Source organism: Flavobacterium sp. B114r (assembly GCF_056824125.1).
Genome location: NZ_CP124858.1, coordinates 704,642 through 718,490 on the forward strand (window position 1 = coordinate 704,642; position 13,849 = coordinate 718,490).

Sequence of the window (13,849 nt, forward strand, 5' to 3'; positions counted from 1 at the left end):
TAGTAAATATGGAATTAAAATTTATTTGGATTGAGGATTATAAAAACATAAAAAAAACAGGTTTTAACTTTAATCATAGTATTGCACAAGAATTTGAGTATACTAATGATAAAATAGAGATTACTACTGACAAAATTAAGACTCCAAATTTTTTCTTTGCAAAGAATATTTCAAGCGTTACTGCAATTGTCGGTAAAAATGGATCCGGTAAAACAAATTTAGGAGAGTTCTTGAACTTTAATTTAGCTCACGTTACAAATGGAGGTTTAGCAGTAAATATTGTTGGTGATAAAGGAATTTTAATAATTGATAATTTTATTTTTTACCAAGAAAGCATTAAGATCAAAAATGTTGAAGATCTTAAAATTCTTGGTTACGAGCTTTTTGATTACGAAAACGCACCACTAGATAAACAAGGGGGCGGAAAATGGGCGGAAATGAGTATAAATAAGTATATATATTACTCGCCAGCTTTTGAATTTAGATATATAAATATAAGAGAAAACTTGACCAATATTTCAACAAGCTACTTAGCTTTCAATGATGTTTATAATACAACGAAACATTACAATCTTAGCTATGAATATATTTATTCTCAAAACTATGAAAAAACAGACTCTTTAACAGCTCATTACTTTAATGAAATGGTTAGACAATCTGACTTTATCTTGAACTATAATTCAAAAGAATTTATAGGTGAATCCCCAACTAATTTAAAAATATCCATTGATTTAGTTGAAGAAAATAGATTACTACAAACTCGTTCATTCTACAAAAAAGAAGATCTGAAAGAGATTCATGAAAATAAACTGTGGGGAGAATTAAATGATTTAGAGTATAACATTTGGAAAGGTGGTTTCGCCGAACTAGGTAATTATAAATTAGCTAAAGATGATGAGCAGGATCGATATGAAAATTACTTAATTCCTGTTGAAAACCAAAAAATTATTTTTAGAAAATTATTTTTAATTAATCTTTTTAAAACTCTTTTAAAAGTAGAGAATAACGATTTCCAAATTGGTTTTTTTAAAAAATTTATATTGCAACCAGAAATAATAAATTCTACAAAAATCACTAAAAAATTATTAGTCATAAATAGTAAAATCACTTTATTTCTTAATGCTTGTAAATGGGAAGAAGGAATAAAACAGATGAGAACAAATTCTTCTTACGACTCAAGAGAAAAAGCATACTTTGAATTAATTCGTAATGCACAATTAGACACAAGTATTTATAAAAATAAAAAGATTTTTATGGAACTTTTAGAGCTAGTAAAAGGAATAACTCAAAACAGACTTTTTTTCCACTACCAGTTTTCAAATAATTATAGTTCTGGTCAACAGCATTTATTAAACTTTTATTCTAGATTTTACTGGGCAAAAAACGATCTTATAGAATCTGAACAAAATGTAGCATATGAAATGTTTAGAGAAAGAATTATTATATTTATTGATGAAGGCGAAGTTGCTCTGCATCCTGAATGGCAAAGATTATTCTTCAATAAAACTATAAAATTTTTGAGTGAATTATTTCATGATAGACAAATACAACTAATTCTAACTACTCATAGTCCATTTGTGCTATCAGATATTCCAAAAAATAATGTTTTATTTTTAGACAGAAACAACGATGGTAATACCGCAATTTCCGACATAGAGAGAGATAACACATTTGGAGCAAATATTTATTCATTACTTTCAGATTCGTTCTTTATGGAAAATACTATCGGTTCGTTTGCAGAAGCAAAAATGAAAGAAGCATTAGAAATGCTTAAAACTAGCCACAATGGATACAGTCCGCAAAAAATAGAAGAACTAAAATATATAATTGATTCAATTGGCGAACCTATTATTAAAGAACAATTTGAATACTTATTTAATAAAAAATTTGGTTATGATGAAGTGTCAGAATTAAAGAAAAGAATCATTGAACTTGAAAATAAAAATAATCCCAATGATTCCAATGATTCCAATTAAATTTAGCAATTCTAAAGTAAAAAAATACTACAAAAAAATAGATACCACAGATGGTAATTATAAATCTATTTCAAGTAAACTTCAAAAATGGATAAATGCTAATCCTGGCGATCCTGACATCGATATTCCAAGAGACATTAAAAGTAAATTAAAATCAATTATAATTAGTCCCCCTAAAGGATTAGAAGTACTAATTAATGATTATACTGCGAATGGTTTTCAGTTAAGAATTTTTGATCCTGCACTAGGAAAAAATGGAGAATTGACTAATATCGGAAAGATAATAAGAGATATTTTTAATTACAAATCTTTTAGACAAAGTAAAAAAGCTATATGGTTTGCAGATTCACTTAGTATTAAATCATGCACAACTTGTAATAGCCAATACACTTTGAAAACCAATCAAGTTAGCAAAATAAAACTGTTGTTTCATCTTGATCATTATTTCCCTAAAAGTGTTTATCCATACTTAAGTCTATCTTATTATAATTTGATTCCGTGTTGTGCAAGCTGTAATATGAGTAAATCAAATAAACCATTTACATTAACAGAAAATATTCATCCATATATTGAAAGCTTTCATGATATTGCAAAATTTAAACTAGAGAAAACAAGCCTTGTGGATTTTCTTATTGATCCAAATAAAAATGAAGATAAAATAAATTACAGTGTTGAAAGTAGAGCAAAATACTTTGGAGACACTATATTTGAAACAAAACTTGAAAATTATTTAAGAGAATTTAGGATAAATGAGCAATACGAACAATTTAAAGATGTAGCTGCAGAAACTTATCTAAGATCCCGATATTATCATAAAAAAAGAAGAAATGAAGTTAGAGATTTTTTTCATGGTAGCGGTATTAACATTGATGACGAACTATTTAGAAGATTTATTTTGGGAAATTACCACCAAGATAAAGACCTGTTAAAAAGACCATTAGCCAAATTCATGAAGGATATAGGAGAAGATTTAAATATGTTTTAATATACTCTAGTCAATCCTTTTTTTTAAAAGTTCATTATACTCTTCCAACAATTTTAAATACTTATTCTTCCAATATTCTGAATTTGCTTCATCATTTTGGTAATCAAAAGCAGATTCATTTATAGCATTTTCGTATAAATTAAATTCTTTGATTTCATCTTTAAAATCATAATGAATAATTTTTCCTACTTGTAATACCATATCTAATGAAATATTAGCATTTTCAAACATAAGATAAATCCATCTTCTACTTTTTGATAATCTCTTGGCTAATTCCGTAATAGGATAACCGCTTTTATAAACTGCTTTTTTTACAATCTCTCCTCTGTGTTCCATAATTCAAAGATTGACAGTTTAGCGAGAAATTATTTTTACAATAAATGCACACATATGCGCATTTATACTTATTTTTACGCTTTTAAAGCAAAAAAATATTCACATGTGTAAAATTTGTGTGTAATAATATAGCTTCACTAATTAAAAATCTAAAATATTACTATGGAAAAAACATTACTGTTAATTGCAATAATTTTCAATTTATCACAACAAACTCAAGCTCAAACAATACAAAAAAATATCAAATGGAACTATGCTGATATAACTCCATACACTTTCACTTTCAATAAAACTATAGTTGGTTATTTTTTGGAAGAAAATATGGATTCCCCTAGAATCGCTATGGACATTTTTTCTGATTCTACTGCTACAACAAAAGTTGGTTCGGTAAAATTAAATGAAATATTAGCCACAGAAGTTTTTGATGTATTAGCTTATAACTATAACAATAAGCTCTATTTGATAAAATCAAATAAACAAAATAAAATTTGTGCAATACATGAGGATGTCATGTATTATCAAAATTGGGGTAAGGGAAATGGCACTACATTAACTAAAAAATATACAAACCCGCAAGTAATTGCACAAGAAAAGTTAATCTTAGATAATTACCGTTTAAAATTGAAAAATGCATTGCTAACTGTTAGTAAACTGGAAGCAATCAATAACAAACACTTGGTAAATATAGTTAATGCTTTTGGAGTAGTTGTTGAACAAAAATATGATATAAATAAATTCACCAAAGAAGAAAAAGTTACTTACAAACAATTAATACAAAAATTAAAACTACAACGTGACGAAATAAACTTAGAGTTGGAGAAAAAAATTGGTACAAAAAAAACAATAACTGAATTAATTGCTATAACTGACATAAATAAGCAATTGCAAATAGAGCATGCTTACAACGACTATTCATATCATACATTAAATTGGTAAAATAAAATACCCCATATAGAAATGTATGGGGTGTTTTATTTTTTTCTGAATCAATAAAATTTCAAGTACATAACTTAAATAAACACCAACTACCATTATTCCATTCATTAATTAGGCCTTTCAAACATTGCAATAAAATAAAAACGAGTTCACTTCTTTTTATTGATTCATATGACATTCCTAAGTATTTTTATAACTTATATTATTTCCTATAAAGTTGAGGTAAAAACATCACTTCCCTACGAATTGACTCGTTTTTTACTATACTTGAAAAAAAATGTAGAAATAATATAATTTAACTATCCAAAATTAGTCAATAATCCTGCATTTTTTTGGCGTTCTTCTTTTTCAAAACTTGCTAAATAACTTTCTGTAGTTTTTAAATCATTATGACCTAGACTTTCACTAATAGAAGCGATGTTTGCACCACTTCGTTTTAGTACTGTAGCAAAACTATGTCGAGCTGTATATGTAGTTATGTCACCAATATTTAATTCTTCCCCTATTTTTTTCATCCGTAAATTTATGCGCTTAGTAAGATCTTTTGTAGTAGCTTGTTTCTTTTCTGCATTCTCTTTTCCGTTCAAATAAGGGAATATATAATTCTCAGCAAGTGGCTTGTTACCCCATTTATCAATAATATTCTGTACATTAGCAGTTAGTGATGCTCGAATTTCTTTTCTTTTCTTAGATGTATTCTCCGTTTTTTGTCTTACAAAACAAATATCTCCATCTTTAATATCTTTGAATTTTAATTTTATCAAATCAGCAATATTAATTCCATTACATAAATAACTAAAAATCCAAAGATCTCTATATCGTTCTGTAGTTTCATTACCGTCAGTAAAATAAAATATTTGCTTAATTTGATCTAATGTCAAAGCTTTCTTAACACTTACACCTTCTTTAATTTCATATTTATCTTTACCAAACGGATATTGAGTTTCTTTAATGATACCATCCCTTTTGGCTTGATTCATTAATGTACGAATGATCCTCATTTGCATAGAAATAGTAGTGTAACTTTTTTCGCCACTTAAAAGATGTCTTTCATATTTCTTTAACCAATCAACCGTTATAGCTTCAAAATCAATATCTCTGCTAGAAAATATTTGTAATGATTTTAAAAGATACTCACTAAGTTGCATTGTACTTATTTTTTCTTCACTTTTAAGATTTGCAATCCTAGCTTTAAGCGGACTATTAACAGTGTCGCCAGTACCTCTTCCCAATCTGACATTAAGTGTGTCAAATGAAAAACCACCTTTATCCGCAATTGTTTCAACATTAGATCTCACCAATGAAAAACTATTCTCAATACTTTCTCTGGTTTCTTTTAATACTCTACTTTTACCTGTGGGTAATATTTTCCATTCTCCTACCGTTAAATGTATGCCAGTAGAATAATACTTTCGGATTCTTTTATAGGTTACTCGAATCTTTACCGGAAAACTTCCTTTCTTGTTAACCTTTCTATCATCTAACATTGTAGCTATAGTAATACCATCTTTTGAATAACTAAACATAGGGTTTTATTTAAATAAATACTGTCGCACACATATTGCACACAAATATAACATTTAAAAGAAAAAAAAGGAAAAGGAATGCAAAGTAAATATTATCTTTACCCTTATATTACAAGGATTTATAGAGATGTTAAAAACGGAAGAAAAACAAAGAAAAAGGATAGATTATGCCTGGCAGGCAAGAGGTGACCGGTTCGAATCCGGTATTCTCCACAAAAAACCGTATTACTTAATTGGAATACGGTTTTTTTTAATTAAAATTCCCTAACCAAAAACACTAAATACCAATTAATCAAATGAAAAACATTTTTTTCTCAGTTTTACTGGTTCTTGTAAGCATTACCACTTTTGCACAAGAATTTAAAATTAAAAAAGGAGAAGTCCTTTTAGACGGCAAGCCAATTGCCAAAATGTCGACCAAAGTACTTAGAGAATACAAAATCTCTAATCTGGACGGCACAAATACCATTACAGCCTACATGAGAGTTTGTACTGCTACAACTCCGGGAAAAAGTTACATTGAAGTTTATAATGAAACTGACAAAACATCTAATGATCTTGATTTTGCAAAATATTCGCCTTTCAATATCGACAGAAGTATTATCCAGACTTTGTTTGCAAAAGAAATGATTACTGAAAATGGCGTTCAATTAGAAAAAGTAAATGCTTTTTTAAATGATACTCCAACTGGTTTAGGAGAAAAATATGGCTGTAAACAACAAAGCGCTGAAAAAGAAATTACAGATGCATTAGCTTTGACAATAGATGACAGCGGAAATATCCTTAGCAAAAACCAAAAAATTGGTTATATCTCAATGATCACAAGCACAGGAAATGCTTCAGGAGCGGTTGAAAAATATGAAGTAACAAATTTAGATCATAAACTAATTGGTACCTGGTATGCAAAATTCGGGATGGTTAAAGGATATGACAAACCATTAAACCAGGAGATTTTTACTGTTGACCAAAAAGTTTTTAAAGTAGAATTTAATAATGGAGGAAATTTTATTGGTTATAAAATGAGCCAGGATGTTACCGCAATTAATATTGTAAAAAAATTAGTTGGAAACGGATATTCTTTAGGTCATCAATAAACTCACCTAAAACAAGGTTCCAAAAAAGGAGTTAGTATTTGAAATACTAACTCCTTTTTTTTATCCCGTTAATTACTTTTCATTTCCAGAATTCTCAAAATCTATTTCATCTTCATTGGGTTTTGTTTTCTTATATATCTCTATTATTCCTGTAAGTTGTCTTAAAGTATTACAATCAAAACTTATAGGGTCTACTTTATAGCCTTTCTCTTCATTTATTTGTTTAAAATAAATAAGCCATGAAAAAACTAATTTTATTATTTGCTTTGATCCTCATTACTTCTTGTTCAAAAGATGATACAAATTATGAGCAAGATATATTTAATGATGATAATTATATGTATTTTGATCCCCCTGCTTGGTTATGGGGAACCTGGACAAATATTCAGGGTGATAAAATAACATTTACACGAAATAATCTAATTTTCAGTGAATATGGAAATCCCATTAATTCTGCTAATGAAGAAATTGCGTATTATGAGAAGAGTTTTGTAAACCCCAATATTCAGGAAACTGCCTATGCGAATTATTACAGCTTAAAATATAATTACGACAATGATTACCGAATGAGGTTTAATATCATTCAGGTATCCGAAAGAATGATTGACATAAGTGGCTTGTTTACAGGAACATTTACTAAAAATTAATCCTTTCTATTCTAAAGTAAAAACCCTTGCAGATGCAATCCTGCAAGGGTTTTTATTTTTATCTCAATCCTTACTTTTCATTAGCAGAATCCTCGAAATCTATTTCATCCTCTTCCGGTTTTTTAAAATCGTTATTCAATAAATCCGTAAGTTTCTTTTTCTCTTTCTGGTTCTTTTTTGTAATAAATGCAATCAAAAAAATTACTACCACAACTAAAACTCCTATTATAACCCAATTGATTTCCATAGTCTTTAATTTTAACTAAATATAAGCTTTTTGAGTATTCAAAATATTACCAAAACGTTAAAAATGAACACTATAAAAAACAATAAGCAAAAAAAAGAGACAATTCGTGTCGCGGCCAGATAAGAGTATTTATTTTTTGTCAGAAATCTTTTTTATATTTAAAACTTCTAAAAGACTATTCCAAAAAACAAATGATTAAAAATTTAAAGAGAAGCCTCTCCATTGGTTTATTAATTTTCATCACTACTATTTTACAAATTTATTGGTCTGTAGGACAATTTTCACAAAGGATATCAAGCGGCAATCCTGACGCTTCATTTTTTGATGATGCTTATCTTATGTCATTATTTACAACTGTTTTCTTAATATTTTTATTTCTTTTGCTTTACCTTATTCAAAACATTTATCTAAAATTTACCAGCCAATTCGTTCTTTTAATTTCAACATGGTTTTTCTGGAATTACACCGTTTTTGTAGATAGGGAATCATCCTGGAGCACATATACTTTTAAAGAAGAACTTTTTTATACTGTTTCGGTTTCTATTCTGCCAATTTTAGTTTTATCTATTCCTACTTTGTTTGCTTTAAATTATATCTTAAAAAACCGTGAATCCAAATAGAAAACCCATCCTGCTAAGAGTATATTTAATACTAAGCTCACTTCTCATTATAGATTGTTTGCTGTATTACTATCAATTTATTAGTTTAAGGGGTTATTATAGCGATGTTGCTTTATTTTGGTTTTGGATTGTTACAACTTTTGCAGTAATTGTACTATTTTGGAAAAAAATAATGGCAAAACTGCTTCTGGCAGGAATGTTATTAGCTCTAATCGCTAGCATTTTGCCAATGATGATCCCTTTTTTCGCATTATTATTTGCCACAACTCCATTAGGATTAATCACAGATAAAGACTTAAATAAAAAATATCGGGCTCAGACTGTTGGTTATAGTGTAATGACACAACCATGGCTTGAAGTAATAGAAAAACATGGTCTTTTTGAAAAAAGAGTAATTACAAGTACCGATTATCAACTTATGGATGATAGAAGAAATGTAAAAGTTAGCTACGCAAAAGATATCATTTTTAATCACGAAACTGACAGTACTTTAACCCTTACCTTATTTTACGGCGGGGCAAATAAAACCATAACTTTCGACAAAAACACAGGAAATATTTTGGCAGTAAAATTGAATTGAACTAAAGACCAAACAACATGACACTATTACTCCGTTGGTTACTCATACCCATAATCGCATTGATTATATTGCTGTTCTGGAAAGGCAGCCCAATCATGATAAAATCAGTATTATTAATTATTCCCCTAATCCTGATTGTTGGCTGGTTTGGTCATGAAGGCGCATTTACAGGAAGTGGCGGATTAGCAAAAGCATACGGTTTGTTATCCTTGGCAGTATTTTTATTTTGTTATGAAATTGGTTTGCTCTTTCATCGTTATTATTTGGCAAAAAAAGACGCAAATACTATAGAAGATGATGTATTGCTAATTATAGGTTTGGTATTATTAATGGCATCATTTGTTTATTTTTTAATTGTAATTTCAAAATAACGAAACATATTATCTTATTATTTTTAATTTTCAGGAGCAGAATTCCCTTTTAAAAAAGACCAATTGTCCCGCTTTCATCTCTATCTTTTTCCTGCTAAAAGAAGCAGTAAAAAAGATACCGCTTCCATCGGAGGTAGATTAGAAGTTTTAGTTTTTACAAAAACTTTTTAGCTAAATTATTTATATGAAAAATTGTATTTTTGTTTACGCCAAAACAATACAAAATAGTAACGTACACAAACAAACCCGTTTTTTACCAAAAATTATTTTGTAAAAGAATTTTAAATACTTTTGAAATATAAAACCATTTGGGCAAGCTGGACGAAGTACGACCGCTGCCCTGAAATATATGTAAACCCGAAACTAACTTTTGTAGTTGTAGACGGTTATATAGTAAAACACAAAAGAAAATAAAAAGATGTGATAGTGCGAATTTACAATCCTTGCCCACAAAGAAAAACACGTTTTCACTACCCAAACTTAATCGATCTTCCAGAAAATTATCTACCCAAAACAGTAGGTTTCTTTGACTTTGTATAAACACGATCTGGCTTGTTGTCCCAGGAAATTACAAGACGGTCTTTTGTTACTTTTTTTATTTTTGCCAAATACCATTTATAACGAGAATAATGTACCCAAAGAGAATCGTTTGTATAATTACAGTCGTAAACTTTGCCATTGCTATCGTCTACAAAATAATCAGAATTGATTTCCATTTTACTAAAATCGCCTTTCCCACGAGATTCCCATTTACCGTATGCGTCAGCAATATTTAAAGGTTCTTTTTTCTTTCCAAAAGTTAGATTGAACGCATCTCTTCTGGAGAATTCATTTAATCCTTTGTTTTGTATTGTACTAAAAAATGCTTTTTTGTCATAGATTTTTAGTGGCTTCCAATCAGTATCTAAAATTGCAATTTTAAAATCTTTAGGAAAACCTACCAATGTATCATTAGAGTGTAAAGGCAATACAACATATTGTTCAGTTCCTTTATCTAACACAAGCGGATCTGTAACATTATTTTTTTTTTCGCAATTGCCATTCATCACTTATTTCTTTTACAATTCGTACTGAATCTAATGGATCATAAACCAATTTATATTCTTCTTCGTGTTCACTAATAAATTTTTTGTGACTCGTTAAAGCAGTTTTAATTTCCTGATTTTTATAAAAAGTAATTCTTCTTCAGAAAATTTACAATCTATATCAATCACTATTTTTTGATCAGAGTCATTTTTCAAATTCAGATATAAAAACCCATTTTCAAATTTATAAGGCTCAGGTTCCCTTGTAGTAGCAATAAAAGAGAAAGAAGAAAGAAGAAAAATAAATTTCAGAAAGACTGGCTGAACTTTATATACAATTGGATCTTTCTTTAATAACTGAAAAGAAACAAGAACACTAACTAAAGCTATAGTATCTGAAAAATCGACGATACGGTAGAAACCAAATAGATCTACAAAACTTTCTGAAAAATGACTTTTCCAGAAACAAAAAAATAAAACAGTAGCAATATGAATTTCTTTGATTCTTTTAGGAAAAAGAACACTCCAGAAAAAAGGAAAAACAACTAACCCTGCAAAATCAGATAACTTTCCGGTGAGATAATTATGAAAGACCGTTTTTAAGAACAAGTCATTTAAAAGAAGAATCAATAACGAAATAAGAAAAACAGGATGTGCTAATCTATTTAAATTTTTTATCATATTTGATTTGACATTATTGAGTAATGGGCATATGAAAAATCAAATTTCAAGCCAAAGAATGCTGTACTTAGCTTTCAATCAATTCGATAATGATATTTGCAATTCGTTCCATAAAAAAATAAAGAATTTTAATCTATTGAAGATTTTCCTCCCCTTTTATATACTTCTTATAATATTTTAAAAAATACAACGGAAAAAACGCTAACGCAATGGGAATATATATAGCGCCAAAAGCTTCATTATATCTTATGACTGAAGCCTCTAATACTAATACAAAAATGTACATTAAAATTGTGAATACATAATACATTCTTTTTTCGTTGTCTTTATCAAAATAGATAAATAGTGATGAAATGAATAAGATAACGTACAGAAACAGATTAAAGAAATATATTGGAATTTCTCCTTTGGATCTTAAATCTCCCTGAAAATAAAAGTTTGTAAAAAACATCAGTAAAATAAAACCCGTAACAAAATCAGATACTAAATGCGACCCTACTTTGTAGGATATAAAACAAATAACGAATAAAAAAGCAAACTCAAAGAAATAATCCGACATATTCAATTCATTAAATGTTTTTATAATTTCAAGACACAAAATTTTTGCGCCTTAGAACTTTCGTAGCAAACCTAATTCAATAAATACCCAAACCTAATCGATCCAAAAAAATAACCTGAATTGGTATTCGTCTCCGGATCTTTTAGTTCTCGTCCTCTATATATAAAGGAATACGACATATTGAAGTTGTTGTGACGATACTTTAAACCAAACTCAGCATTAAAACGAAGCGGCTCAAGCTCGAAAGTAAGCGGACTTGTATTGCTAAACATGCTTCCCTGAATCGTCGCATCATAAAACTGATAGTTGACACTGGGCATCGCATAAAAATAAAATTCCCTGATATTGTATTGCGGCTGAGAACTTATCGAAGCGTCGTGCAAATTCGAATCATAAATTGGGAGTAATTTCTTAAAACCTATTCGGGTCAGGAATCCTGTAGAAACCCCGTCAAAGATGGTTCCCAGATTAGCTTCGGACTGAAAATGAAGATCGATAAAATCATTGTGTTTGGTTGGAAACATTTTCTTCGAATACATTACATGTGCCTGAACAGCAAAAGCATTATGCAATTGGTTTTCCCAACCAAAAACTTCTTTATACCCAATAATATGATGAAAACTTTCCTGAGTTTCTTTCCCTAGCGCATTTGGTCCCATGAAGCCCAACTGAAAATCAGTTTTCAGGACAGCTTCACTTTGGTAAAAAAAGCTTCTTCCGGCTTCGGCAAAAAGATAACCGGTAAAAGGGCGATCATTTATAGTTACCGCCGCTTCATTAATAAATCTCGGATTATAAATATATTGCCCGATACGAAATTCAGTAATTTTTTTATTGATTTTCGGATTCTCATTCTTCGATAAAAAACGATAAAATAGCTCTATACCGTTCGTATAATACATATCATTTTTAGATGATGTATATAAGTCATTATCCGTAATTAAACCAATTTCGGCAGTTTTCGCCTGTCCAAAAGACAAAGCCGATGTCAATGCCAGAAGCGCAATAAAAGATTTTTTATTTCGCATGGTAATTTATTTTTCCAACAGAACGCATTTCACGAACAATTCTTTCTTTTCTTCTGTTGATATAACTTGAAGATCCTGTTGCCTTAAACTTTCTTGGGTTGGGTAAAATTGCTGCAATTCCAGCAGCCTGCATAGGCGTTAAACTTGATGCATCACGACGGTACCAATGTTCTGTTGCGGCATAAGCTCCATAAACACCATCTCCCATTTCTATACTATTCAGATAAACTTCCATGATACGTTCTTTACCCCAGATTAGTTCAATTAAAACCGTAAAATAAGCTTCTAAGCCTTTACGGAGATAACTTTTGCCTTGCCATAAAAACACGTTTTTCGCAGTTTGCTGCGAGATTGTACTTCCACCACGAATTCGACGTCCGCGTTCATTGCTTTTATAGGCTTTCTGAAGAGCTTTAAAATCGAAACCGTTATGCTTTAAAAAAGTTCCATCTTCACTGGCAATAACTGCTTTTTGTAAATTCATTGAGATTTTCTCGATTGGCTCCCAATCGTGATCAAAGAAAACTTCCTTGCCATCTAATTTATTTTCGATAGCACGAATTATCATTAACGGTGTAAAAGGTACCGGAATATATTTGAAGAATACAACAGACGCAATTGAAATCCCGAAGAACCACAAACATAATTTAATAAAAAACCATTTTACTTTTTCGCCAAAAGAGCGATTGCCTTTTTTGGATGTTGTTTTAGATTTCGGTTTGTTAACCGTTGATTTTGGCGCTGGTTTTGCTGCCGGTTTTGGTATCGGTCTTTTGGTTACTCCCATTATATTAAATCTGCTAATTCTGTTTTTATTATATTTCAGGTTACTATATTAATTCCGCTCAAACGTATTCTACAAAACACGTTTTCAAACAGTTGAACAGCAACAGGATTTTACTATTTCCTATTTCAAAGATTCCGCTCCAACGAGGAGCAATCCGGAAATCCTGATTCGGTAAAATTACATTTTTAAGTAAATCTTACAATTTATTTTCTACAATTTTCGTCAGGACAAATTCTGCGGTCAAATTTTTATAAAAATACTGCTTTTTGGTTCACCATATAAGTAATATAAGTTCATTTAAAAGTTTTCTTGTCACGTATAAAAACAACTTTTAAAACATTTTATTTTTAAATTAAGCGTTATAGAGATTAAGAAAAATCAAGCATTACTTATTAATATGACTTAATCCCGTAATAGTAAAAAGCAAACCTTAAAATGAACTTATATTACT

The 13,849-nt window shown here is 29.5% G+C and carries 15 protein-coding genes; 8 read left to right on the forward strand and 7 right to left on the reverse strand.

The features are described from left to right. The first annotated feature begins 8 nt into the window (after nucleotides 1–8). On the forward strand, nucleotides 9–1,976 hold the full coding sequence (locus QLQ94_RS03255) for an AAA family ATPase (protein ID WP_482499204.1): 1,968 nt from the start codon (nucleotides 9–11) through the stop codon (nucleotides 1,974–1,976). Further along, on the forward strand, nucleotides 1,954–2,961 hold the full coding sequence (locus tag QLQ94_RS03260; protein WP_482499205.1) for a hypothetical protein: 1,008 nt from the start codon (nucleotides 1,954–1,956) through the stop codon (nucleotides 2,959–2,961). Before QLQ94_RS03255 ends, QLQ94_RS03260 begins: the two co-directional genes overlap by 23 nt. Nucleotides 2,962–2,967: 6 nt before the next feature. Here QLQ94_RS03260 and QLQ94_RS03265 read toward each other — a convergent pair whose 3' ends face one another. Beyond that, entirely contained in the window at nucleotides 2,968–3,297 is a 330-nt protein-coding gene (locus tag QLQ94_RS03265) for a hypothetical protein (protein ID WP_482499206.1), read from the reverse strand. A gap of 162 nt (nucleotides 3,298–3,459) precedes the next feature. Between QLQ94_RS03265 and QLQ94_RS03270 the strand changes: the two genes are divergently transcribed. Beyond that, a complete protein-coding gene (locus QLQ94_RS03270) occupies nucleotides 3,460–4,233 on the forward strand; it encodes a hypothetical protein (RefSeq protein ID WP_482499207.1) in 774 nt (257 codons plus the stop codon). A gap of 299 nt (nucleotides 4,234–4,532) precedes the next feature. Here the strand turns inward: QLQ94_RS03270 and QLQ94_RS03275 are convergent, their stop codons facing one another. Next, nucleotides 4,533–5,759, reverse strand: coding sequence for a tyrosine-type recombinase/integrase (locus QLQ94_RS03275; protein ID WP_482499208.1), 1,227 nt, complete (start codon nucleotides 5,757–5,759; stop codon nucleotides 4,533–4,535). A 296-nt stretch (nucleotides 5,760–6,055) separates the two neighbouring features. Between QLQ94_RS03275 and QLQ94_RS03280 the strand changes: the two genes are divergently transcribed. Together QLQ94_RS03280 and QLQ94_RS03285 are read left to right on the forward strand one after the other, a co-directional pair. Beyond that, nucleotides 6,056–6,853, forward strand: coding sequence for a hypothetical protein (locus tag QLQ94_RS03280; protein ID WP_271338650.1), 798 nt, complete (start codon nucleotides 6,056–6,058; stop codon nucleotides 6,851–6,853). Nucleotides 6,854–7,092: 239 nt separating this feature from the next. Continuing rightward, nucleotides 7,093–7,500, forward strand: coding sequence for a hypothetical protein (locus QLQ94_RS03285; RefSeq protein ID WP_271338626.1), 408 nt, complete (start codon nucleotides 7,093–7,095; stop codon nucleotides 7,498–7,500). A gap of 70 nt (nucleotides 7,501–7,570) precedes the next feature. Here the strand turns inward: QLQ94_RS03285 and QLQ94_RS03290 are convergent, their stop codons facing one another. Continuing rightward, entirely contained in the window at nucleotides 7,571–7,747 is a 177-nt protein-coding gene (locus tag QLQ94_RS03290) for a hypothetical protein (RefSeq protein WP_271338625.1), read from the reverse strand. A gap of 191 nt (nucleotides 7,748–7,938) precedes the next feature. Here QLQ94_RS03290 and QLQ94_RS03295 point away from each other — a divergent pair, with 191 nt between their 5' ends. The 3 genes from QLQ94_RS03295 to QLQ94_RS03305 all read left to right on the forward strand — a co-directional run bounded on the left by QLQ94_RS03295 (nucleotide 7,939) and on the right by QLQ94_RS03305 (nucleotide 9,318). Further along, a complete protein-coding gene (locus tag QLQ94_RS03295; protein ID WP_271338624.1) occupies nucleotides 7,939–8,367 on the forward strand; it encodes a hypothetical protein in 429 nt (142 codons plus the stop codon). Nucleotides 8,368–8,539: 172 nt separating this feature from the next. After that, nucleotides 8,540–8,947, forward strand: a complete 408-nt coding sequence (locus QLQ94_RS03300) for a hypothetical protein (RefSeq protein WP_271338623.1) — start codon at nucleotides 8,540–8,542, stop codon at nucleotides 8,945–8,947. Between the two features lie 17 nt (nucleotides 8,948–8,964). Next, complete coding sequence (locus QLQ94_RS03305) at nucleotides 8,965–9,318, forward strand: hypothetical protein (RefSeq protein ID WP_271338622.1); 354 nt, start codon at nucleotides 8,965–8,967, stop codon at nucleotides 9,316–9,318. Between the two features lie 500 nt (nucleotides 9,319–9,818). Here the strand turns inward: QLQ94_RS03305 and QLQ94_RS03310 are convergent, their stop codons facing one another. The 4 genes from QLQ94_RS03310 to mtgA form a co-directional block, all read right to left on the reverse strand. Next, nucleotides 9,819–10,364, reverse strand: coding sequence for a hypothetical protein (locus QLQ94_RS03310; RefSeq protein WP_482499209.1), 546 nt, complete (start codon nucleotides 10,362–10,364; stop codon nucleotides 9,819–9,821). A gap of 93 nt (nucleotides 10,365–10,457) precedes the next feature. Continuing rightward, entirely contained in the window at nucleotides 10,458–11,024 is a 567-nt protein-coding gene (locus QLQ94_RS03315) for a hypothetical protein (RefSeq protein ID WP_482499210.1), read from the reverse strand. 630 nt (nucleotides 11,025–11,654) lie between these two features. After that, complete coding sequence (locus QLQ94_RS03320; RefSeq protein ID WP_271338619.1) at nucleotides 11,655–12,611, reverse strand: lipid A deacylase LpxR family protein; 957 nt, start codon at nucleotides 12,609–12,611, stop codon at nucleotides 11,655–11,657. Further along, complete coding sequence (mtgA, locus tag QLQ94_RS03325; protein ID WP_271338618.1) at nucleotides 12,601–13,398, reverse strand: monofunctional biosynthetic peptidoglycan transglycosylase; 798 nt, start codon at nucleotides 13,396–13,398, stop codon at nucleotides 12,601–12,603. The genes QLQ94_RS03320 and mtgA overlap by 11 nt, the downstream gene beginning before the upstream one ends. Nucleotides 13,399–13,849 lie beyond the last annotated feature (451 nt).